General features: G+C 42.4%; 22 protein-coding genes and 1 pseudogene. 15 read left to right on the top strand and 8 right to left on the bottom strand.

Going from position 1 to position 22571, the window contains the following annotated elements:
• Window positions 1–418 precede the first annotated feature (418 nt).
• From KL866_RS01650 to KL866_RS01640, 3 genes are all read left to right on the top strand, one after another.
• Complete coding sequence (locus tag KL866_RS01650) at window positions 419–937, top strand: class I SAM-dependent methyltransferase (RefSeq protein WP_251139760.1); 519 nt, start codon at window positions 419–421, stop codon at window positions 935–937.
• A gap of 126 nt (window positions 938–1063) precedes the next feature.
• A complete protein-coding gene (gene yihI, locus KL866_RS01645; protein ID WP_025257133.1) occupies window positions 1064–1567 on the top strand; it encodes a Der GTPase-activating protein YihI in 504 nt (167 codons plus the stop codon).
• A gap of 18 nt (window positions 1568–1585) precedes the next feature.
• Entirely contained in the window at window positions 1586–2047 is a 462-nt protein-coding gene (locus KL866_RS01640) for a DUF2489 domain-containing protein (protein ID WP_214992743.1), read from the top strand.
• A gap of 96 nt (window positions 2048–2143) precedes the next feature.
• On the opposite strand, the gene KL866_RS01635 is transcribed toward KL866_RS01640, so the two are convergent.
• Window positions 2144–2752: a DNA-3-methyladenine glycosylase I gene (locus tag KL866_RS01635; RefSeq protein ID WP_214992740.1), complete on the bottom strand. Its 609-nt coding sequence runs from the start codon at window positions 2750–2752 to the stop codon at window positions 2144–2146.
• A 146-nt stretch (window positions 2753–2898) separates the two neighbouring features.
• Between KL866_RS01635 and glyQ the strand changes: the two genes are divergently transcribed.
• From glyQ to KL866_RS01620, 3 genes are all read left to right on the top strand, one after another.
• Window positions 2899–3804: a glycine--tRNA ligase subunit alpha gene (glyQ, locus tag KL866_RS01630; RefSeq protein ID WP_025257136.1), complete on the top strand. Its 906-nt coding sequence runs from the start codon at window positions 2899–2901 to the stop codon at window positions 3802–3804.
• Between the two features lie 2 nt (window positions 3805–3806).
• Window positions 3807–5885 carry a glycine--tRNA ligase subunit beta gene (gene glyS / locus KL866_RS01625; RefSeq protein ID WP_214992737.1) on the top strand — a complete coding sequence of 693 codons (2079 nt, stop codon included), beginning with the start codon at window positions 3807–3809 and terminating at the stop codon, window positions 5883–5885.
• Window positions 5886–5969: 84 nt separating this feature from the next.
• Window positions 5970–6413 carry a hypothetical protein gene (locus tag KL866_RS01620; protein ID WP_025257138.1) on the top strand — a complete coding sequence of 148 codons (444 nt, stop codon included), beginning with the start codon at window positions 5970–5972 and terminating at the stop codon, window positions 6411–6413.
• A gap of 73 nt (window positions 6414–6486) precedes the next feature.
• Here KL866_RS01620 and KL866_RS01615 read toward each other — a convergent pair whose 3' ends face one another.
• The 7 genes from KL866_RS01615 to dnaA form a co-directional block, all read right to left on the bottom strand.
• Complete coding sequence (locus tag KL866_RS01615) at window positions 6487–7344, bottom strand: hypothetical protein (RefSeq protein WP_251139759.1); 858 nt, start codon at window positions 7342–7344, stop codon at window positions 6487–6489.
• Between the two features lie 116 nt (window positions 7345–7460).
• Window positions 7461–7628 (bottom strand): hypothetical protein, encoded by a 168-nt coding sequence (locus KL866_RS20090; RefSeq protein WP_251139758.1) that lies wholly within the window; start codon window positions 7626–7628, stop codon window positions 7461–7463.
• Between the two features lie 28 nt (window positions 7629–7656).
• The gene (locus KL866_RS01610) at window positions 7657–8388 is read right to left on the bottom strand and encodes a hypothetical protein (RefSeq protein WP_251139757.1); all 732 of its coding nucleotides are present in this window, start codon (window positions 8386–8388) and stop codon (window positions 7657–7659) included.
• Between the two features lie 139 nt (window positions 8389–8527).
• On the bottom strand, window positions 8528–10948 hold the full coding sequence (gene gyrB, locus KL866_RS01605) for a DNA topoisomerase (ATP-hydrolyzing) subunit B (RefSeq protein WP_214992724.1): 2421 nt from the start codon (window positions 10946–10948) through the stop codon (window positions 8528–8530).
• 8 nt (window positions 10949–10956) lie between these two features.
• A complete protein-coding gene (gene recF, locus KL866_RS01600; protein ID WP_025257143.1) occupies window positions 10957–12045 on the bottom strand; it encodes a DNA replication/repair protein RecF in 1089 nt (362 codons plus the stop codon).
• A gap of 117 nt (window positions 12046–12162) precedes the next feature.
• Window positions 12163–13263: a DNA polymerase III subunit beta gene (dnaN, locus tag KL866_RS01595; RefSeq protein WP_214992721.1), complete on the bottom strand. Its 1101-nt coding sequence runs from the start codon at window positions 13261–13263 to the stop codon at window positions 12163–12165.
• 32 nt (window positions 13264–13295) lie between these two features.
• Window positions 13296–14963 carry a chromosomal replication initiator protein DnaA gene (gene dnaA / locus KL866_RS01590; protein ID WP_214992707.1) on the bottom strand — a complete coding sequence of 556 codons (1668 nt, stop codon included), beginning with the start codon at window positions 14961–14963 and terminating at the stop codon, window positions 13296–13298.
• A gap of 619 nt (window positions 14964–15582) precedes the next feature.
• On the opposite strand from dnaA, the gene rpmH reads away from it, so the two are divergent.
• From rpmH to KL866_RS01545, 9 genes and pseudogenes are all read left to right on the top strand, one after another.
• Complete coding sequence (gene rpmH / locus KL866_RS01585) at window positions 15583–15717, top strand: 50S ribosomal protein L34 (protein WP_014290886.1); 135 nt, start codon at window positions 15583–15585, stop codon at window positions 15715–15717.
• Between the two features lie 16 nt (window positions 15718–15733).
• Complete coding sequence (rnpA, locus tag KL866_RS01580; protein ID WP_025257146.1) at window positions 15734–16093, top strand: ribonuclease P protein component; 360 nt, start codon at window positions 15734–15736, stop codon at window positions 16091–16093.
• Window positions 16078–16326, top strand: coding sequence for a membrane protein insertion efficiency factor YidD (yidD, locus tag KL866_RS01575; protein ID WP_081765860.1), 249 nt, complete (start codon window positions 16078–16080; stop codon window positions 16324–16326). Before rnpA ends, yidD begins: the two co-directional genes overlap by 16 nt.
• A gap of 10 nt (window positions 16327–16336) precedes the next feature.
• Window positions 16337–17994 (top strand): annotated as a pseudogene (gene yidC / locus KL866_RS01570) (membrane protein insertase YidC).
• Between the two features lie 70 nt (window positions 17995–18064).
• Window positions 18065–18547: a YajQ family cyclic di-GMP-binding protein gene (locus KL866_RS01565; protein WP_214992704.1), complete on the top strand. Its 483-nt coding sequence runs from the start codon at window positions 18065–18067 to the stop codon at window positions 18545–18547.
• Window positions 18548–18550: 3 nt separating this feature from the next.
• On the top strand, window positions 18551–19939 hold the full coding sequence (gene mnmE / locus KL866_RS01560) for a tRNA uridine-5-carboxymethylaminomethyl(34) synthesis GTPase MnmE (protein ID WP_214992701.1): 1389 nt from the start codon (window positions 18551–18553) through the stop codon (window positions 19937–19939).
• A gap of 97 nt (window positions 19940–20036) precedes the next feature.
• Window positions 20037–20474 carry an FMN-binding protein MioC gene (gene mioC, locus KL866_RS01555; RefSeq protein WP_025257150.1) on the top strand — a complete coding sequence of 146 codons (438 nt, stop codon included), beginning with the start codon at window positions 20037–20039 and terminating at the stop codon, window positions 20472–20474.
• Window positions 20475–20501: 27 nt separating this feature from the next.
• On the top strand, window positions 20502–21170 hold the full coding sequence (locus KL866_RS01550) for a DnaT-like ssDNA-binding domain-containing protein (protein WP_214992698.1): 669 nt from the start codon (window positions 20502–20504) through the stop codon (window positions 21168–21170).
• Between the two features lie 6 nt (window positions 21171–21176).
• Window positions 21177–22004 carry an ATP-binding protein gene (locus KL866_RS01545; RefSeq protein ID WP_025257152.1) on the top strand — a complete coding sequence of 276 codons (828 nt, stop codon included), beginning with the start codon at window positions 21177–21179 and terminating at the stop codon, window positions 22002–22004.
• The last annotated feature ends 567 nt before the right edge of the window (window positions 22005–22571 follow it).

Here is a 22571-nt window from a genome sequence, read left to right as displayed (position 1 = left end):
ATTCGTGTAATCTAACGGCGTAGTTTGTAGGTGCCTTTGAAAATCTACAAACTAAATAACAAGAATAATAATAAAAATGCAGCATGGAAGACGGGATAAAGAGCCACGAGGGCCAAAAACAACAATACAGCTCTGCTAACAATAAAAATAAGGGGAGCACAGCTAGGGAAGCCAGCTACACATAGATGTGTATAACGGGAGAGGTGTCATCTGACACTCATACAATGTAAGGTGATGGTGAAAACCATCGCCTTTTTCTTTTTTAGCCCCCTATTTTTATCTGCTTTTTATGTCTTGTCCTTTATGTCAAAGCGCTAACACGTCTTCTCACTACCACACTGATAAAAAGCGGAGCTATCTCCAATGTAGTCAGTGCGACCTCGTTTATGTTTCTCCTGAGTTCTTACCGTCAAAAGAAATGGAAAAGCAAGAATATGACCTTCATGAAAACAGTTTCGAAGATGAAGGCTATCGAAAGTTTTTAAGAAAGGTTTTAACGCCACTTTCACCTTTTATAAAGGCTACTAGCGAAGCTGAGCTATGTGGATTAGATTTTGGCTGTGGTCCGGCACCCGTTTTAGCAAGCATGCTCACAGAAGAAGGGGTAAATATGAATACCTACGACCCTTTCTATGCACCTAACTTACAGGTACTTGAGCGAGAATACGACCTAGTAACCTGCACCGAAGCCATTGAACACTTTCACGCCCCTCACGTTGAGTGGGCGTTATTTAACGAACTTGTGGCTTCTGGCGGCGCTCTTGCCATCATGACAAAGCGCGTGCTCGATAAAACACGGTTTGCAAATTGGCACTATAAAAACGACATTACTCACGTGAGCTTTTTCAGTGAAACAACGTTTCAGTATTTAGCCGAAAGAGATGGTTATGATGTTAGTTTCCCTGCTAATGACGTTGTCTTATTGAGAAAGCGCTGATATAGAATATCTATTACTTAATTTTTACCGTATTGATTTTATCCAGTACACCCAAAGATCAATACGTACACGCTAATTCGCGCTATAATAGCGCTGTTTTTTTACTCTCTTTGTTATTTGGAAATTATGGCACGTTCAAAGAAATCACGTAAAGTCGGCCTAATCGGCGTTCGTAAAGATCCTGACTTTAAACCAAGCGAAAACCGTAAATCAGACTCATCTCGCCCAAAAAAGCATAAAGGTAAGCCTGCTGGTAGCCGACACAATGTTGAACAGAAAAAAGTAACCGGTAAAAAGAGTGCTGAGAATAAAGATCCGCGCCACGGTAGTAAGAAGCCTGTTCAGCTTGTAAAAGCAGTGACGCCAACTCCTGCTCAAAAGAAAAAGTATGCTACTCCAGCGCAAGAATTGGCAGCGCTAGAGGCAGACCAACGTTTAACGGATTTACTCGACAAACTTGACGACGACAAGCCGCTAACACGTGAGCAACAAGCTTATGTTGACGAAAAGATGGCGCGCCATCGCATCCTTTGTGATTTGCTTGGCATAGTAGAAGAAGATGATGAAGACGACGATATGGATCCGTTTAGCGATTTAGACGCTATTAACATCGACGACTTTAAGCATTAATAGATACGGGAAAGAGTCATGCTTTGGGCAGTACTTTCAGGCATTGCACTACTAATCATTGTTGGGCTCGGTTTTTACGCAGGTAAACTGCTGTTTATGTTAAAGCAGCAGAAAGCTCGACAGGAAGCAGCAAGGCAGTCTCGCGTTGCTAACATTACTGACAGTATCATTGTGATAGCTAAAGCAATGGAACAGCAGCAATGTGATTTATCAGAAGGTGTTATTCGCATTGTGAACTTGCTAAATGCCCTTCCCATTAAATCTCCACCAGATTTCAAAGCACAGTACCCTCAAGTTTATGCGCTTTTCACTGAAATCAGTGGCTTTGCAATTTTAGAAGCAAGACAGCAACTACCAAAGAGTGAGCGAAGGAAGCAAGATATCGCACGCGAGCAAATTGAGTCTGAATACGAATCTAAGGTATTGGATGAATTGCCGCCGCTGAAAGCGTATTGCGAAACCCTTTTAGGCGCTCAATAGAAAATTGCGTTAGCTTGTAAAAGCAAAAAACTATAGCGTTAGCAAACATTACAAAATGACCAACATTATTATGTGCTTGGTCATTTTTTGCTTAGTTCACCTTATCGCAAGTTCGCAGGTACGCTGATAACAATGGCACCCAACTTCGTGGTCGTTAACCATACCTACCGCTTGCATAAAGGCGTAGCAAATCGTTTCCCCTACAAAATTAAACCCCCGCTTTTTTAAAGCTTTTGACATTGCTTTGGATGCTTCGGTTGAAGTAGGTGCCTGCTTAAAGTCGTCCCACGCATTAATAACTGTTCGACCATCTGTGAATTGCCAAATAAACTCACTAAATGGTTGTGTTTCTTCTATCGCTAGAAAGCCCTTCGCGTTTTTAATAATCGACTCTATTTTAACTTTGTTTCTTATTATGCCGGTGTCTTGCATAAGCCTTTCAACATCAGCAGGGCCCATCTCTGCGATTTTCTCAGGATCAAACTGGTGAAATGCCCGCTGAAAATTCTGCTGCTTTTTAAGGATAGTTAACCAAGACAAGCCTGCTTGCTGACCATCTAGGCATAATTTAGCAAACAGTGCTCGGCTATCTACCTCAGGTACGCCCCATTCGTTGTCATGATAAGCCAGATAAACAGGGTCATTGCTCACCCAACCGCATCGGTGTAATGGCGTATTTTGTTCTGTTTTTATTTGATTGGTCATGACTAAAGATTAATTCCTTGTTGTGAAGTGGCATATTGCCTTTATTAGTGATGTTTTTTCACCCTTTACACCTACATACTATGCCTCACAAATTGTATACTATCCCACCTTAATTTTAAGTCAGTTAACTAATAAGCAGCGGATGTATGCAGAAATACGATATTAAAACCTTTCAAGGGTTGATCCTTGCGCTTCAAGATTATTGGGCGCGTCAGGGCTGCGTTATTATTCAGCCTCTGGATATGGAAGTGGGTGCAGGTACTTTTCACCCTATGACATTCCTACGTTCTTTAGGTCCAGAGCCAATGAGTAGCGCCTATGTTCAACCATGCCGTAGACCCACCGATGGTCGTTACGGTGAGAACCCAAACCGCTTACAACATTACTATCAGTTCCAAGTAATGCTTAAGCCTTCGCCTGACAATATTCAGGAGTTGTACTTGGGATCTTTGAAAGAGTTAGGCTTTGATCCGCTGGTTCACGACATTCGCTTCGTAGAAGACAACTGGGAATCACCAACACTTGGGGCTTGGGGTCTAGGTTGGGAAGTGTGGTTAAACGGCATGGAAGTGACTCAGTTCACCTACTTCCAACAGGTAGGCGGCATTGAATGTAAGCCTGTCACCGGCGAAATCACTTACGGCCTTGAGCGACTAGCCATGTACGTTCAAGGTGTGGATAGTATTTATGACTTGGTATGGACAGACGGCCCAATGGGGAAAGTCACCTATGGTGATGTATTCCATCAAAACGAAGTAGAACAGTCGACGTATAACTTTGAACACGCCAATGTTGAAGCCTTGTTTAGAACTTTTGACGAGTGTGAAGCCGAAAGCAAAAAGCTTATTGAAAACAACCTTCCATTACCCGCTTATGAGCAGGTAATGAAGGCGTCTCACGCATTTAACTTACTTGATGCACGTCACGCGATTTCAGTGACAGAACGCCAACGCTATATTCTTCGCGTTCGAACTCTTGCTAAGGCTTGTGCAGAGAGCTACTACCAAGCACGTGAAGCACTAGGCTTCCCGCTATGTAACAAGGAGGCATAAGCGTGCGTACAGAAAATTGTTTAGTTGAATTAGGTACTGAAGAGTTACCACCAAAAGCACTTAAGACTTTGGGTGAAGCCTTCGCCACTCAGTTTGAAGCTGCGCTTACCCAAGCTGACTTAAGCTTTGACTCAGTTAGCTGGTTTGCGGCCCCTCGCCGCTTGGCGGTTTACGTGTCAGGCCTTGCTGAAGGTCAAGCAGATAAAGTCGTTGAAAAACGCGGTCCGGCGGTATCCGCTGCATTTGATGCTGATGGAAACCCGACCAAAGCAGCACAAGGCTGGGCCCGCGGTAACGGTATAGATGTTGCTGATGCAGAACGTCTTGTTACAGATAAAGGCGAATGGCTTCTTCATAAAGCCCATGTGCCTGGTCAATCTATTGCTGAGTTGTTAGAAAGCTTGATTAACCAAGCCGTAAGCAAGTTGCCTATTCCAAAGCCTATGCGATGGGGTAATTACAACACCCAGTTTATACGCCCTGTTCATACCCTTTGTGTGCTTTACGGTAGCGAAGTAGTGAACGTTTCTGTGCTGGGTTTAACGAGCGGTCGTGTTGTTCAGGGTCACCGCTTCCACGGTGAAGGTCGTTTTGAACTGGATCATGCTGATAATTACGCCTCTGCGTTAGAGCAACAATACGTGCTAGCTGATTTTGAGGCTCGTAAAGATACAGTCCGCCAACAACTTGAAGATGCAGCGAAAAGCTTATCGCTTACACCAGATTATAACGAAGACTTACTTGAAGAGATTGCGTCTCTTGTAGAGTGGCCTGTTGTACTTCAAGCTGGTTTTGATGAGGCTTTCTTAGAAGTACCAAAAGAAGCCCTTATTTATACCATGAAAGACGACCAAAAATATGTGCCGCTGCTAGATAGCGATGGTGCACTTTCAAACACTTTCTTGTTCGTTACGAATATTGAAAGTCGCGATGCGTCTCAAGTTATTTCTGGAAACGAAAAGGTTATCCGCCCTCGCCTAGCAGACGCCGAGTTCTTCTTTAACAGCGATAAAAAGACTACGCTGGAAAGCCGTCTTGAAAGCTTAGAAACCGTGTTGTTTCAAAAGCAGCTTGGCACGCTTAAAGAAAAATCTGAGCGCATATCTGCTCTTTCTGAATTCATCGCATCTCAAATTGATGCGAATGAAGCACAAGCAGCACGAGCAGGATTACTAGCTAAAACAGACTTAATGTCGAACATGGTTATGGAGTTTCCAGATGTTCAGGGCGTTATGGGCAAGTATTATGCGCTTAATGACGGCGAAGATGCGCCTGTTGCAGAAGCATTGTACGAACAATACATGCCGCGTTTTGCAGGTGATGCACTTCCTAGCTCTGGCGTAAGTGCATCAGTAGCCCTTGCTGATAAGCTTGATACTCTAGTAGGCATATTTGGTATTGGCCAGCTACCAAAGGGCGATAAAGACCCGTTTGCGCTTCGTCGTGCAGCAATCGGTGTTTTACGTATTGTTACTGAGCTATCGTTGCCGTTGGACCTTGAAACGCTTGTGAGTAAAGCGATAGATGTATATGGCGATAAGTTAACGAATGCTGAAACGCAAACTCAGGTGGTGGATTTTGTACTGGGTCGATTTACTGCACTTTTACAAGATCAAGCTATCGCCATTGACGTTATCCAAGCCGTAGCAGCCCGTCGCCCTACTAAGCCAGCTGATTATTTAGCGCGTGTCCATGCGGTAGATAAATTTAGAGCTTTAGAAGAAGCAGAAGCGTTAGCAGCTGCTAACAAACGTGTTGCTAACATTCTTGCAAAGCAAAACGTTGACGTAACCAGCACTGCTAATATTGATGAATCACTATTAGTGGAAGACGCTGAAAAAGCACTTTATGCCGATCTGGTGGCTGCACGGAAGGAAGTAGATAACGCTGTGCCCTCGCAAGACTACACTCGTATCCTTACAGCCCTTGCTACGCTACGTAATGTAATCGATAACTTCTTCGATAACGTAATGGTTATGGCTGATGACAATGCGGTTAAGAATAACCGACTTGCTTTACTGTCGCTTTTAAGGCAACTTTTCCTTACTACCGCGGATATATCTATTCTCGCGAAGTCGTAGGCTAGTAAAAGTTAATACGGTTTTAGGCCGTGAAAAACAAAAAGCCCAGCCTTAACGTTGGGCTTTTTTATAAATGGAGACGCTGTGAAAAAGTTATTAACTATTGCTTCTATGTGCATAGCGCTGTCGGCGTGCTCAAGCAGTGGAAGCTTTAAGATCCCGGAAATAGCACCGGAAGTACCACGCATTCAGTTTGAAAACATGTTTCTTAGGGGCGTGTTTAATTGGTGGGAGGCCGATCCTACCTACAAGTTCAAACAGTCTAGTTCAGGTTGGACAGTTGACGTTGAACTTATCGCCGACGGGCAACCTTACGATTTCAGATTATCAGATGCAAAATGGACGCCCTCACAGAGCTGTGGCGGCAAATATAAAGGTCAGCCTGTAATGTTAGGCTCCACCGTTTATTTAGTTTGTGAGCAAGGCTCGGAGAACCTCCAATTCACACCTTCTTCAACAGGTACCTATCGCTTTACGGCGACCGTAGCAAGTGCGGGAGAAGTCGCTCTAGTTGTGTCTAAGTTGTAAATTAGGTATAAGTTTGGCTAAACACCTACTGCGAGAAAGATACTTGAATACTAGCCTTTCTCGCAGCAAGTCTTTAGAAAAACTCCATTTCGAGTTCAAAAAGCATCATTGTTCCGTTATCGTTTTCAATAAAATATAGATCATACTTCGCATCATCTAGGAAAACCTGCCAATAATCGTCGCTACCCATAACCTCCTCACCGTAAAGATCTTTTATCTCTGTGCTAGGTTGTTTGAAATAGAGAGCTCCAAATTTCCAGTCTGCTAATTGCTGCTTTTTTCTAAACACACTTTCATAAACGGATAACTTGCTTAGTTCTTCATAACTAAAGTTTAGTACTAGATGGTTGCCGTATACTTGAATGACGTCGCCGTTATCAGCATAAGCATCAAATATTGGATTAAAACCCTGCTCATCTAATTGCTCTAACGTTATGGTATCGCCCTTTTTACGCTTACTGTCAACAAAGGCGATGACATCATTATATTGACGCGCTTTTTCGCTTTCAGTGTCGAAGTCTTTAATAAAGGCAAGATCTGTATATCCATATTCGAAACCATTAATTAGCCGCTGCTTTTCACCATTAATAATTTTTACATCGATTATTACATCAAGATTAACATTAGCTCCCTTATCTTTTGTGAGGCGATATCTTCCATTTTTAAAAAGATGTCCCTCAGGCAACTGTTTTAACAGTTCTGCTTTTTTAGTTTCGTAGCCTACCTTACCTTCAATAAGCCATTCGCTGTTAAAGCGGTTATCAAAAGCGATATAATTAGTAAGCGTTGTTGATAGCCAGTGGTTCTCGGTAGTTACTTTTTTTACCACTCCTTTATGGGTCAACACCCAAAGGTTTCTCCCATAAGAATGAAGCGCTGTGTCTTCGTTAGCGTTATACGTTGATGTAGGTGTGCCAAGTACGCGCAGCATATTTTCTACACTTTCATTAACTTTTAAGCCAAAAACACCACTTTCAAGGGATACATTGTTATTTTGTAGTAGTGGCTGAGATTTATTAATACTTGGTGTTCGAGATATAGAAAATTTTACTCGTCTTCAATGACAAGCACTGTTTCTTTTTCTGCGCCTTTTATTACTTTTACCGGTTTATCGTCATTATCTACAATCTTGTACTTAGTTTGTGCTAAAGCGGTTGGACTGCTTGAAGCATTAACAATGCCTAGACCCATACATGCAATTAGTGTTTTTCCCATTGTCGCCTCTTTCTTTTAGAATTATTATTCAACGCTTAAGCGTTGGTTGCGTGTCGCTCTTTTTGTATTGAGCACCAAGCGCTTTTATTTCTTTTTTATATTCTTTTGCTGTTTCAGGTTGTCTTAGCACATCTGATAATCTAGCCTCGACATTTGCTATCATTTTCCTTAAAGCGTAGTGCTCCAATTTGTCAACTTGCCCTAAAAATATGGCTATATCTTTTAAATGAGATATACAACATGAACTGACATCATCACTGTATTGCTTAGCCAAAAATTTTACCATGCCATCGCTTGTCGATGTGCTATTACTAGTTAGAGGTTGTAACGGCATATCTTCGATATCATTTTTAAAACTTTCCGTGATGTCTACTGACTTATGCAACAGCTTTATAGCCGTTAAACCTGCAATGCTAACGTGAGTAGCAATTCGGTTATCAAGGGCTGCTAAACTTTCACTTTTTAAATTGATTTTTGCGTCAACAAATACTTGCTTAGCATGAAGTGCTATTTCACTGGCATAAGAAATGTGGTTTAAATCCTCTAGAAAAATACCTTTAACTTTGGTGTCTAGAATAGTGTTCGCTTTTTCAATGAAAACAGACTGTGCTCTTTTTGCTTCCGACAAACGAATTTGAGATTCAGTAGGTCCCGGCTGTTTTGAGCAGGCTAAGAGTAAAAATGCAACGATGAAGGTAATAAGAAGTAAACGCACTGTCATTTTTCTATCCCTGAGAATCTTAGTGATGTTTTTTATCAATCTTTTTTATAGACCCATAGTAGTTCAATTTTTTACTTTTTGTTGCTCTCTCTTATATTTTCACGCTTGAACAAATGTTGTGTACAAAAAAGGCGACCCATTTGGGTCGCCTTTAAAAAAAACAATTCGCAATGTGAAACTACACGTCTAAGTTTTCTACATTAAGCGCGTTAGCTTCGATAAACTCACGGCGAGGCTCAACTTGGTCGCCCATCAAAGTTGTAAACAACTGATCGCAACCAATAGCGTCTTCAATGGTAACCTGAAGCATACGTCGACTATCTGGGTCCATGGTAGTCTCCCAAAGTTGCTCAGGGTTCATCTCACCAAGTCCTTTATAGCGCTGAATATATTGACCACGTTTTGCTTCATTCATCAGCCAATCTAACGCTTCCTTAAACGATTCTACTGGCTGTTTACGCTCTCCGCGTCGAATATAGGCATCAACCCCCATCATGTCATTGATTGCCAAATTAAGCTCTTTTAGGCGCTGGTATTCAGACGACTCAATGAATTCGTGATCGATGATGTACTCATAATCAATACCGTGCATACGCATAATAATCGTAATGTAGTACTCGCTAAGCTCAGCATCAGTTCTAATTTCGTAACGATAAGTAGCGCCGTCATTTTCACGCTCTGTAAGCTGAGCTACGAAGTGTTCTGCTACGTTTGCTAGTGCTGCTTCATCTTTAAGGTCTTCAAGGTTTAACGTAGGCGTGTACAGCATTCTGTAGAGAATCGCTGAAGGCATCTTACGTTTCATACGAGCAATCATTTTCTCTACTGATTGATATTGCTTAACAAGGTTTTCTAACCCCACACCACTAATACCTGGGTCGTCGTCACTAGTATGCAAAGATGCACCGTCAATCGCGATTGAAGTAAGGTAGTTAGTTAGCGCATCATCATCTTTAAGATACTGTTCTTGTTTACCCTTCTTCACTTTGTAAAGTGGAGGCTGTGCAATATATACGTAACCACGCTCTATGATTTCAGGCATTTGACGATAGAAGAACGTTAGAAGAAGCGTACGTATGTGTGAGCCATCCACGTCCGCATCGGTCATAATGATGATGCTGTGATAGCGTAGCTTTTCAGGGTCATATTCGTCACGACCAATACCACAACCTAGCGCAGTGATAAGCGTTGCAACTTCCTGTGATGAAAGCATTTTGTCGAAACGTGCTTTTTCGACGTTTAGGATCTTACCTTTAAGCGGCAAAATGGCTTGGTTCTTACGGTTACGACCCTGCTTAGCTGAACCGCCTGCAGAGTCACCCTCCACTATATATAGTTCGCTTAATGCAGGATCTTTTTCCTGACAATCAGCTAGCTTACCCGGCAGACCAGCTAAGTCTAATGCGCCTTTACGGCGAGTCATTTCACGTGCTTTACGAGCAGCTTCACGAGCTCGTGCAGCATCAATTATTTTACCGGCTATAATTTTACTTTCTGCTGGGTTTTCTAATAAGAAATCTGCAAGCTTTTCATTCATAGCAGACTCAACCGCAGGTCGAACTTCAGAAGAAACAAGCTTGTCTTTCGTCTGTGAGCTGAATTTTGGATCAGGCACTTTTACCGAAACAACAGCAGTTAGACCTTCACGAGCATCATCACCGCTAGCATTGGTTTTCGCCTTTTTATTAAGGCCTTCCTTTTCCATATAGTTATTTAGCGTGCGTGTTAATGCTCCACGGAAGCCCGCTAAGTGAGTACCGCCATCGCGCTGTGGAATGTTGTTTGTGAAACAGAATACATTTTCTTGGAAACTATCGTTCCACTGCATCGCTACTTCTACAGAAATGCCGTCTTCTTGTTCGCTTGCGAAGTGGAAAACCTTTTGATGTACTGGGGTTTTCTTTTCGTTCAAGTACTCAACAAAAGCTTGGATACCACCTTCATACATAAAGTGGTCTTCTTTGCCGTCACGCTCGTCTTTCAAGCGAATAGAAACACCAGAGTTCAGAAATGAAAGTTCACGAAGACGCTTAGCAAGAATATCGTAATGGTAAAGTGTATCTGTAAACGTATCTGAACTAGGCCAGAAACGAATCATTGTTCCTGTTTTGTCTGTGTCGCCAGTAACACCTAGTGGCGCTTGTGGAACACCGTGTTGGTATTCTTGCTCATGCGCTTTACCGCCGCGACGAATACGTAGCTTCAATCGGCTTGAAAGTGCGTTTACTACCGATACACCTACACCGTGAAGTCCGCCAGATACTTTATACGAGTTATCATCAAATTTACCGCCGGCGTGAAGTACCGTCATAATAACTTCGGCAGCAGACACACCTTCTTCTGGGTGTAACTCTGTAGGTATACCACGTCCATCGTCAGACACAGAAACCGAGCCATCACTATGGATTTGCACAGTTATTTCAGAACAGTGCCCAGCCAGTGCTTCATCGATAGAGTTATCGACCACCTCAAATACCATGTGGTGTAGTCCGGTACCGTCATCAGTATCACCGATATACATACCTGGACGCTTTCTTACTGCATCTAATCCTTTAAGTACTTTAATACTGGACGAGTCGTAGTTGTTCTCTTCTGACATACTAGCTTTTACTCCTCTTTCACGCTTCCATGTTCCACGTGAAACATTTTCTTTTCGTTGTATTTTTGTATAAATGCGAGTTGCGAGGATTCAATTGCAGTAACGAAAACCTGCGTATCCATTTTTAGCAACCCATCAATAAATTGTTCTCTTTTATCTGCATCTAACTCAGCACCGACATCATCAAGTAGAAATATACTTTTTCGTTGCGTTGCCGAGTTGAATAGCTTTGTCTGTGACATTTGTAGTGCAGCCACAGCCATTCTAAGCTGCCCTCTCGATAAAAGCTCCTGGGCATTTACCCCATTCACTTTAAGCTTTAAATCGGCTTTATGAGGCCCAGAAGAGGTATGTCCTATTTTACCATCATACTCGCGTTTTTTAACTAAGCTTTCTGATAAAGCGACATCTTTTTCCCACCCTTTATAGTAACTTAATTCTACGTCAAAGTTCGGAAGAAATTCTTCAGCATATAGTTTGAATATAGGAGTAAGACTAGCCACATAATTCTGACGAGTCGCTGTTAAAGATTCTCCCAGTTCGGCAAACTGTGACTCCCAATATTGATTTTGGGGCGCAGTTAAATTTGCTTGTTGCTTCAGTAATGCATTTCTATGTTTCAGAAACTTACCATACTTATTTGCAAGAGATGGGAAGTCATGTTCCACGTGGAACAATCCCCAATCACAAAATCGACGACGCTCTGATGGAGAACCGATTATTAAGTCTGTACTTTGAGGGGTAAATAATTGAACCGGAACTAAGCTGACTAAATCTGACAGTTTATTTGAGTGTTCGCCATCAATACTACAAGTGAATGTATCGTTTCTACTTCTTTGAAAACCGAGTTTCAACTCTTCCCCGGCTTCGGTTTTACAAGTGGCAAAAACACTAAAGTTGTCTTTTTCATTCTGAATCACTGAACTGTGTTTATTTGTTCTGAAAGAACGACCAAAACCTAAGTAATAAAGCGCTTCAATTAACGAAGATTTACCACTGCCATTCGCGCCCTTTATGATAGTTAAAGATGGTGAAGGAGAAAGCGTTACGGAAATAAGGTTACGAAACTGAGTAATTTGGACACGGTCCAGTTTCATGAGATCACACTAAAGATAAAAAAGAAGCGATAAATAAAAAAATTCATCGCTTCTTGGTTTGAGAATATAGATAACAAAATAGAGGAAGTTATACGAAAACAATCAATGTAGACAAGACTACAGTCGCATTGGCATGATTACGTATAATGCGGCGCCATCAGCGTCATCTTCAATGAGTGCACTCGCGTTTGAATCAGACAGACTAACTTTTACGCCATCTGTACCTAACGCATTTAATACATCAATAAGATAGGCAACATTAAAGCCAATTTCTAAGTCGTCGCCTTGGTATTGCACATCAACGACTTCTTCTGCTTCTTCCTGCTCTGGGTTGTTTGCTGTTATTTTTAGCTCACCAGAAGACAAGTTTAATCGCACGCCTCTAAATTTTTCATTAGACAAAATAGCGGCCCGCGAAAACGCTTCTTTAAGTACAGCTTTACTTGCGATAATTTCTTTATCACCATTTTGAGGTAAAACCCGACGATAGTCAGGGAACCTGCCGTCTACTAGCTTTGAGGTGAAAATGAAATCATTGGAGAAAATACGAAGATGATTTGCGCCAATCTGTACTTTTAACGATTTATCATCTTCGCTAATAAGACGAGAAATTTCCAATACACCTTTTCGAGGAATAATGACCTGGCGAGACGGTAACGCAGTTTCATAGTTCAAACGGCAAAGTGCCAGACGGTGACCGTCAGTAGCAACCGTTCGAATGATGTTCTCTTCAGTTTCAAGAGACATACCATTTAAATAGTACCGTACATCTTGTTGCGCCATAGAAAAACTAGTTGCATCAATAAGACGTTTTAAGTCGCTGCACGATAATTCAAACTCAACCTCACCTTCCCAATCCTCAAGATTAGGATAATCGTTAGCAGATAACGTTGAAAGCGTATAGCGACCGCGACCAGCACGAATCAGCGCCTTGCTTCCCTCTAACGAAAAATGAATGTCTGTTCCTTCAGAAATACCGCGGATAATATCAAACAGTTTTTTAGCGGGAACAGTAATTTCACCTTCAGTGAAATCTCCCTCTAATTTCACGCTCGAAATTAGCTCTACCTCTAAATCTGTGCCAGTAAGCCAAAGTGCGTCCTCACTAACTTTAATGAGAACATTAGAAAGAATTGGAAGTGTATGTCTACGCTCTACAGCACCAGATACCAACTGTAGGGGTTGTAAAAAATGCTCGCGGCTTATAGTAAATTTCATCGCAGTGCTATCTCGCCTCTAGGGTCGTGTTGTTAGGAAGACAAAGTCCTAATGAGGTTCTTATAGTCCTCTTTTATATCATGACTTTCTTCTCTTAGCTGCTCTATTTTTCTACATGCATGTAAAACTGTAGTATGGTCACGCCCACCAAACGCATTACCTAATTCAGGTAAACTGTGATTAGTAAGTTCTTTAGCCAGGGCCATCGCTACCTGTCGAGGACGCGCAACACTACGACTACGTCGTTTAGACAAAATATCAGCTACTTTTATCTTATAATAATCTGCGACAGTTTTCTGAATATTATCAACGGTTACTAATTTTTCTTGTAAAGCGAGAAGATCTCTAAGTGCTTCTCGAACAAAATCAATAGTAATAGGACGGCCAGTGAAGTTTGCATTTGCTATAACACGGTTCAAAGCGCCTTCTAATTCACGTACATTCGACCGCAGTCTCTTAGCGATAAAGAACGCGACTTCATTAGGTAGGTGAATACGGTTTTCAGCTGCTTTACGCATCAAAATTGCAACACGAGTTTCAAGCTCAGGCGGCTCGATAGCAATAGTTAAGCCCCAACCAAAACGCGACTTTAATCGATCCTCGACCCCATCAATTTCTTTAGGGTATCTATCAGAGGTAAGAATAATTTGTTGGTTGCCTTCAAGGAGTGCATTAAACGTGTGGAAGAACTCTTCTTGCGAACGCTCTTTGTTAGCAAAGAATTGAATATCATCGATAAGTAACGCATCTACGCTACGATAAAAACGCTTAAAGTCTTCTATGGCATTATTTTGAAGTGCTTTAACCATGTCTTGCACAAAACGTTCAGAATGCATGTATACAATTTTTGCGTCGCCATTGTTAGCAACAATCCCATTACCCACGGCATGCAATAAGTGAGTTTTACCTAAACCCGTTCCACCATAAATAAACAACGGGTTATAAGACCCTCCAGGATTGTTTGCTACCTGCGTGGCAGCCGCACGAGCGAGTTGGTTAGATTTACCTTCAACAAAATTATCAAACTGATACGTAGGATTAATATTGCTTTTGTGCTTCATTGCCTCGGGGATCGGGATCACCTTAGGGGGCGTAGAGGATCGCGATCCTTGATTTCCATAATGATTGTGAACGTTATGATCCGAATTTTGTGATCCATGATTGCGTTGTTCGCCATGCTGTGTATAAGGCGTCGGACGCTTATTCTGCACATTGTAGTTGGACGGATCACTACTATTAGCGCCCATGCGCGAATTACCGCTTTGGGATAAAGGCGAATGATGAGATACCGGTTGACCTTGGCCTGCACTATTACTCGATTGAGGTGCGCCATAATTAGAATTATTCCCTTGGTACACTTGGTTACCAGAAGAAGAATTATTGTTATAGCTGCTGGCGTTGCTTGTACTAGGTATAGAAGCAGACGTATTAATCCCAGAGGGTTGAGAGCGATTAACACTGTCGCGGCTCATGACCTCCAATCGTAATTGGGGCGCATCACTACCAGCAAATTCTCTTAGAAGCGCAGTAATGTTGTTTAAGTATTTGTCTCTCACCCAATCAAGTACAAAACGATTTGGAGCATATAAAGCAACTACGCCCTCTTGCTCTTCACAAACAAGCGGCCGAATCCACATACTAAACTGCTGCGTTGGTAATTCTTGACGCAGTCTTTCAAGACATTGGTTCCACAAGGACATGGTACGTTGTTAGCTCCTGTGACTCACTCGAAAAACCAACTCCTTAATAAAGCCAAGCATAGAGTAGCAGGCACTGGAAAGCGCCATTGGAAGAAAATAGCGTTGGAAGTGTTGGGTAGCAGCGAGAAATTTAAGTTATCGTTTTAATCGCTGTGGATTATCTAACGTTATCAACAAAATGTAAATGGCGATCCCAGACGATCTTTTCGATCAAAACAGTAAGTTATTGTAATTTATGCGCTTTGTTTTTAGATCAAATACAACTAAAACAAGATAAAATCATTCTAAATTTAGATGAAAAAACCGTTGGATCACCTTGCTTTTTACGTTTTGTTTTACGTTTTTCACAAACTACTGTGGATAACCTGAGCCTCTTTTACGCGTTATTCACAACTCATATGCAAGAAAAATCTAGCTGCTGATTAAAATATAACGAAAATTGTTCAGTTATTCGTCCGAAAAGTAAGAATATGCATTGACAGTAGGCCCCGAGATCTCTAGAATTCAGCGTCCTTTTTCGATGGGCTTTTCTGGTGAAAACACCACATTGTTCTGGCAACAGTTCATTGTGTTACCAAAAACGCCTATGTTTAAACTAAATATAAGTGAGACTTTGGTCATGAAAAGAACATTTCAACCGAGCAATTTGAAGCGTAAGCGTTCTCACGGTTTTCGTGCTCGTATGGCGACTAAAAATGGTCGTAAAGTACTAGCAGCTCGCCGTGCAAAAGGCCGCGCTCGTCTTTCAGCTTAATTAGAAAGACGCCAAAGTGGGCGAAAATAATTTTTCCAGGGAGTTACGTCTGTTAACTCCCACCCACTTTACTTATGTGTTTGATGACGCAACCCCTGCTGTATCTCCCTCTTTTACTGTTCTAGCCAGAAAAAATACCCTTTCTACTCCTCGTTTAGGCATTACGCTTGCAAAAAAACGTATTCGTAAAGCGCACGATAGAAATCGATTAAAACGTTTAGTTAGAGAAAGTTTTAGGCATAAGCAGCACAACTTACCAAATGTCGATATTATCGTTATTGGCAAGTCTGGCGCTGACAACCTTAGCAACCAAGAAGTTTTCGCTACATTGGAAAAGCTATGGAAAAAATTAAACAAGCGTTGCGGCAACTCTTAATTGTAGTGCCTTTGGCATTGATAAAGTTCTATCAATGGTTCATTTCCCCTATGTTAGGGCAACGATGTCGTTTCCATCCTTCTTGTTCTTGGTATGCTATAGACGCATTAAAAACACACGGATTAGTAAAAGGCGGTTGGTTATCTATTAAACGCATATTAAAATGCCACCCTTTGCATGCCGGCGGATATGATCCAGTGCCGGAAAAACAACAAGATAAACACTCAAAATAAAGAGACCTCTATGGAATCGCAACGTAGTTTTCTGATAATTGGCCTTGCGCTAGTTAGCTTTTTGCTTTGGCAATCATGGCAAAAAGATTATGGGCCGCAGCCAGTTGTGCCTGTCGAGCAACAACAATCGCAAGAAACATCACAAGGTGTACCTTCATTTAATGATAACGGTAGTGAAGATGTACCTAGCAGTGATAGCGTGCCCGCTGCACAGCCTATTGCTGCCGCGCAAAACACAAACCGAATTATTGAAGTAAAAACCGATACGCTAGATTTACGCATCGATTTGTTAGGCGGTGATGTAGTATCAGCAGACTTACTTAAGTTCCCAGTAGAGCAAGGTTCAGACATTCCGTATAGCCTGCTTCGTTCAGGCAATGGTCTATATGTTGCCCAAAGCGGTCTTATTGGCGCACAAGGCCCTGATGCCAGCAGCAGTGGCCGACCTGTTTATAACGCTCAAAATGAATTTTATGAGATGACAGGCGACACCCTTGTTATTCCTCTTACTTGGAAAAACAATCAAGGCTTGGCCATCACCAAAACCTTCACTTTTACTAAAGGTCACTACGACGTAAACGTTAGTTATAGCGTTGAAAATGGTACCGGCAATTCAGCAACGCTTCAGCCTTATGCACAACTTAAGCAAGTGATGGAATTTGAAGACGACGGCAACATGTTTATGCCAACGTACCGTGGTGCTGCTTATTCAACAGAAGACGATCGCTACCAAAAGTACTCGTTTGACGATATAGAAGATGAAAAGCTACGTGAAACAACCAAGGCAGGTTGGGTTGGCATGCTTGAACACTACTTTGTGTCAGCCTGGGTACCTTCACAAGAACAAACTAACACGCTTTACTCGCGTAACTTGAAAAATCAGTATGCGGTAATTGGTGTGTTATCACCGTCTGAAAGCGTAGCCCCTGGTGAAACCAAAACTATTGCGTCTACCCTTTACATGGGTCCAAAAGACCAAGAAAAACTTGCCAAGATTGCCCGTGGTTTAGACCTAACCGTTGACTACGGCATTCTTTTCTGGATTTCACAGCCGCTGTTCGCCCTGCTTACGTTTCTTCACAGCTTAGTTAATAACTGGGGTGTGGCAATTATCCTTATCACTATTGTAGTGAAAGGCGCAATGTACTGGCTAACTAAAAAGCAATATGAGTCAATGGCACGTATGCGCAATCTAGCGCCTAAGATGCAACAGCTTAAAGACCGCTTTGGCGATGACAGACAGAAAATGTCACAAGCTATGATGGAGCTATACCGCAAAGAAAAAGTAAACCCGATGGGCGGCTGTTTACCCCTTCTTCTGCAAATGCCTATATTCCTAGCCCTTTATTGGGTACTAATGGAAAGTGTTGAATTACGCCATGCAGACTTTGTACTTTGGATCACTGACCTTTCTACGAAGGACCCATACTTTGTATTGCCTATTCTAACAGGCGCAAGTATGTATCTATTGCAAAAGCTTCAGCCGACCACCATTACTGATCCAATGCAGCAAAAAATTATGCAGTGGATGCCAGTAGCAATGAGTGTGTTCTTCCTGTGGTTCCCTGCGGGTTTAGTCTATACTGGCTAGTAAGTAACGTGATTACCTTGGTTCAAGCCAAAATGATTTATGCTTCCATGGAGAAGCGGGGCATCAGCAGTAAATAACACGCTGATCAATTAATTATACAGCCCGCCTATGCGGGCTGTTTTGTCTTAAAAGATAGAGGATTAACCTGTGCCATCATTTGATATTGTTTCAGAAATCAATATGGAAGAAGTTCGCAACGCCACCGAGAATGCCAGTCGCGAACTATCTACGCGTTTTGACTTTCGCGGCATCGACGCCAGCTTTGAATACAAAGATAAAACCGTGGTTATGAAAGCCGAAGCTGAATTCCAACTTCAGCAAATGGAGAGTATGTTTAGAACGGCGATGTCTAAGCGCAATGTAGACACCTCTATGATGGATGTGAAGCCTTATGACGCTCACGGTAAAACCTATCGCCAAACCATTGCGTTTAAAGAAGGTATTGAACAGCCAACGGCAAAGAAAATTGTAAAGCTTATTAAAGACGCCAAAGTTAAAGTGCAAACTGCCATTCAGGGTGAAGAACTTCGCGTAACGGGTAAAAAGCGTGATGATTTACAGCAGGCAATTGCGCTAGTTAAAGAATCGAACTTAAGTCAACCTTTTCAATTTAAGAACTTCCGCGACTAATTTATGGAATCACTCACCCTTTCTACCGACACTATTACCGCACAAGCAACGGCCCCGGGTCGTGGCGGCGTGGGTATAGTGCGCGTATCTGGCCCGAAAGCTAAAGCTATAGCTGAGGCATTAGTTCCTAGTGCGCTGGCACCTCGTCTTGCAACCTATACGCCGTTTGTTGACGCCAACAAAAGTGTAATAGATCAAGGCATAGCCCTATTTTTTAAAGGCCCAAATTCGTTTACCGGTGAAGATGTACTTGAACTACAGGGCCATGGCGGTCAGGTAGTGATGGATATGCTGATTGATGCTGTACTCGCTACAGGTCATGCTCGCTTGGCCAATCCCGGTGAATTCAGTGAACAGGCCTTTTTGAATGATAAGTTAGATCTTGCACAGGCAGAGGCAATTGCCGACTTAATTGATGCAAGCTCTAAACAGGCAGCGAAAAGTGCGCTTCGTTCACTACAGGGTGAGTTTTCCACACAAATTCAAACGTTATCTGACCAAATTGTACACCTGCGTATGTACGTAGAAGCCGCTATTGATTTTCCTGAAGAAGAAATCGACTTCTTGTCGGATGGGAAAGTATCAGGTGATTTGAGCGCCATCATGCAGAGTCTTACTCAAGTGCGCGAACAAGCTAAACAAGGCACCTTACTGCGCGAAGGTATGCAGGTGGTTATAGCGGGGCGGCCTAATGCGGGTAAATCGAGTTTATTAAATGCCTTGGCAGGACGTGATAGCGCTATTGTTACTGATATTGCCGGTACGACGAGAGACGTATTAAAAGAGCACATTCACATTGATGGCATGCCAGTGCATATTATCGATACTGCAGGTCTTCGTGAAAGCCCAGATAAAGTAGAACAAATAGGCATTGAGCGTGCGTGGCAAGCTATTAACGAAGCTGACCATGTGTTGTTTGTTGTGGACTCTACCGCTACGTCAGTTATCGACCCTTATGAAATTTGGCCAGAGTTTATGGCGCGATTGCCACAAGGGATCCCGGTTACAGTGGTGCGCAATAAAGCAGACTTGAGTACCTTAGATATTGGACAAAGCTCGGTTGCAACAGAACAAGGCGATATCTCGGTTATCAACTTATCTGCCAAAGAAGGTAGCGGCGTTGATACACTAAAAGCGCATTTAGCAAAAACAATGGGCTTTGACACGACGACTGAAGGCCAGTTTATTGCGCGTAGACGACACATAGATGCACTTGATCAAGCTTACAGCTATGTAAGCACAGGTGAACAGCAGCTACATGACGCCATGGCCGGTGAATTACTTGCTGAAGAATTACGCTTGGCGCATCAGGCGCTATGTGAGATAACCGGTGAGTTCACATCCGACGATCTGCTTGGCAAGATTTTTTCATCGTTCTGTATCGGCAAGTAGCGTAATCAATAAAGTTACAAGTAAGATGGTGAATAACCTAACAGATAAGACTTACTTGCGTTAAGACGATAATCGTAAATAGAGAAGTAACCCATTAATGAGCAAGCACTTTGAAATAATTGTCGGCACCATGTTAGGTGCGGCCGAATACGTGGCGGATGCCATTGCAGAAAAACTTGATGCAAGTGGGCACACCTACACTATTCATGCTGAACCGAGTTTAGAAGAGATCAATACAGACTCAACGTGGATCGTTTGTACGTCTACCCATGGTGCAGGTGAACTACCTGACAATATCCAACCGTTTGCAAAACAGCTAGAAAGTGCTGACTTAAGCACAGTTAACGCCTACGTTATTGGTCTGGGCGACACCAGTTACGACACCTTTTGTTTCGGTGCCAAAGAAATGGAAAAACACATAGCAAAGGCTGGTGGAACATTAATAACCGATGCCCTATACATTGATGTCCTTGAACATCCAATTCCCGAAGATGCTGCAGTAGAATGGTTTGAAGAAAAGCTGGCAAATGCTTAATTACACCTTCAATGTGGACATTACGCTATGAACAGCATCCTTACCCAAGCTGAACTGGCTGCATTACAATCTCCTCTTTCAAATGATTGTAGAGTGCTCTATTTACTTGGGCTGCGCACAGGAGCTAATTCAGCGACCACTTCGTCTGCGCCTATTGATTACAAGAAGTTATTGAATTTGCTAAACGGCGACAGCAAAGAAGAGCCTTATCAGCGTGGCCGTCAGATCAACAGTTTAATAAGACAGCTTGAACAAGTAGGGTTAGTCGCCCTGCCCCTTGAGCTAGACCTTGATCACACGATCAACGGCAAAGCCTTACTTCTTCCACTTATAAGTGAACCTCAATCAGACTTCGAACAACTCCATGCTCGTCATAGTGCCATGAGCCCAAATTGGACGCCTAATAATGCGCTGTTTGAAGAGATGGCGTCGTTGCTTGGTATTATCGATAAAACATTTGATGACAATGAGGTGGGTGAATTCATCGCCTACTGGTTGGGAAGACCAAGTTCTGTGTTTAGTGAGTTTCAATGGACACAAAAATTTGCCAACAATATTAAGCGAAAGCGCTTGGCTTCAGGCTATGCTCCGACAAAAGTGGTGGGAACGCAGCAAGTGAAAGTTGCAGCCGGCATTGAAGCAGATGATAATGCTAGAAAGCTGGTTGAAAAGTATGCCGCAACAAAGAAGAGTTAACTCATTATGGATCGTATAACTGACAAAATTGCTAATCTTGCTAAAGCGCTTAAAAAAGATGTCGATCCCAATGGGGAATACATCGACTACAAAACGCTGCGCAAGCAGTATGAAGCGAAAGCTAACGAGGAAGTGTCACAACTACAGCAGCGTAGTAAGAAAGCGCGTGTAGAAGCTATCCATGGCCGTTCTGACTTAAATCCAAAGTGGACGTTTGCCAACTTAGTGGAAGACAGTGACGATGTCATTGAAGCTGTTTCTATCGCACAGTCGTTTATTGCTGCTCATGATGATCCAGCGTGGCGCCAAAGCGGCTCTCATATGATGATTTTTTACGGTGATTACGGTCGCGGTAAATCTCATATTGCAGGTGCTATCGCCCATCAACTTATCGAGCAATACGAGATCTCTGTACTGTACCGCCAACTCTCGACTCTGCTCGAAATGCGCAACTTTTCTTTTGATTTCTCTGCTACCGATAACGCTAGTCAGCGTTTCAGAGAAATAAACCAAGAGCTTTTAGACGTAGATTTGCTTATTTTAGATGAGGTCTGTGTGAACGAGTCGGCACTTAAGAAAAACGCACAGAGCTGGTTTGGGAACTTACTCAGACAGCGCTTAGTGAACAAGAAAAACTGTATCTTAATCACTAATCACAACTTAGCCGAACTTGAAAATGCCCTTGGTCGCTATTGTTTTGAGTCGATTAAAGAATACGATACCTATAAGGTTCGATTCCAAGGCCCAAGCCGCCGTGAAGGCCTAACTATCGAACAAGAGGATATGCAAAGTTCTGTTGCACAGCCACGCTATCAACCTAACCAGGTGCGCTAACAGCACCTGGTTGCGTTTATTCCGATATCTGATCTCTTCCTAGTTTTATCCTTTGCAAACGCTTATCCCCTTCTCAGTTTGTGCTAATTGGGAACGGATCAATTAATCTGTTGATCACCCGCTCAACCAAAATGACGGTGTTCCAATCCATAGGAACACACATCGATCCCTTTAATCTTTACAATGACCTTTCCTGTTTTCTCGCATCTTCATTATAATTGTGACTATATTTTGCTCAGTGTTGACGGTTCTATCTTGAAAAATGGGTTATTTTAGAAAAAATATTATTGTCGTTCATAAAAGCATGCACTTTTTTAAAGGTTCGCATAAGTGCGATCGGGCGATCTAATCACAGGTTTTGGGAAAGATCTCCTCCACAGTGTGATCACGCTATAGCGCGCGTGACTACACGATCTTTTGATCACAATACATAAATAGCAAACATTTTATCCCCAGCTGGATCACATCTTGATCACCCCTGTGGATAGGATCCTACAAACCACTGTGTATAAGCTTTGATCGAAAAAAGAATAACTTTTCAAACAAATTGGGGTGTGGATAAAAAGG

Origin of the sequence: Alteromonas sp. ALT199, from assembly GCF_018619335.1 — a bacterium.
GTDB lineage: Bacteria > Pseudomonadota > Gammaproteobacteria > Enterobacterales > Alteromonadaceae > Alteromonas.
This window is presented reverse-complemented; position numbering and strand designations above follow the sequence as displayed.

Coding starts and splice junctions, on each gene's coding strand:
- mnmE (WP_214992701.1), top strand. CDS start 18,551: ATGGAATCACTCACCCTTTCTACCGACACTATTACCGCACAAGCAACG.
- glyQ (WP_025257136.1), top strand. CDS start 2,899: ATGCAGAAATACGATATTAAAACCTTTCAAGGGTTGATCCTTGCGCTT.
- KL866_RS01545 (WP_025257152.1), top strand. CDS start 21,177: ATGGATCGTATAACTGACAAAATTGCTAATCTTGCTAAAGCGCTTAAA.
- dnaN (WP_214992721.1), bottom strand. CDS start 13,263: ATGAAATTTACTATAAGCCGCGAGCATTTTTTACAACCCCTACAGTTG.
- KL866_RS01635 (WP_214992740.1), bottom strand. CDS start 2,752: ATGACCAATCAAATAAAAACAGAACAAAATACGCCATTACACCGATGC.
- mioC (WP_025257150.1), top strand. CDS start 20,037: ATGAGCAAGCACTTTGAAATAATTGTCGGCACCATGTTAGGTGCGGCC.
- gyrB (WP_214992724.1), bottom strand. CDS start 10,948: ATGTCAGAAGAGAACAACTACGACTCGTCCAGTATTAAAGTACTTAAA.
- KL866_RS01640 (WP_214992743.1), top strand. CDS start 1,586: ATGCTTTGGGCAGTACTTTCAGGCATTGCACTACTAATCATTGTTGGG.
- rpmH (WP_014290886.1), top strand. CDS start 15,583: ATGAAAAGAACATTTCAACCGAGCAATTTGAAGCGTAAGCGTTCTCAC.
- recF (WP_025257143.1), bottom strand. CDS start 12,045: ATGAAACTGGACCGTGTCCAAATTACTCAGTTTCGTAACCTTATTTCC.
- KL866_RS01615 (WP_251139759.1), bottom strand. CDS start 7,344: ATGCTGCGCGTACTTGGCACACCTACATCAACGTATAACGCTAACGAA.
- yihI (WP_025257133.1), top strand. CDS start 1,064: ATGGCACGTTCAAAGAAATCACGTAAAGTCGGCCTAATCGGCGTTCGT.
- KL866_RS01650 (WP_251139760.1), top strand. CDS start 419: ATGGAAAAGCAAGAATATGACCTTCATGAAAACAGTTTCGAAGATGAA.
- KL866_RS01550 (WP_214992698.1), top strand. CDS start 20,502: ATGAACAGCATCCTTACCCAAGCTGAACTGGCTGCATTACAATCTCCT.
- KL866_RS20090 (WP_251139758.1), bottom strand. CDS start 7,628: ATGGGAAAAACACTAATTGCATGTATGGGTCTAGGCATTGTTAATGCT.
- dnaA (WP_214992707.1), bottom strand. CDS start 14,963: ATGTCCTTGTGGAACCAATGTCTTGAAAGACTGCGTCAAGAATTACCA.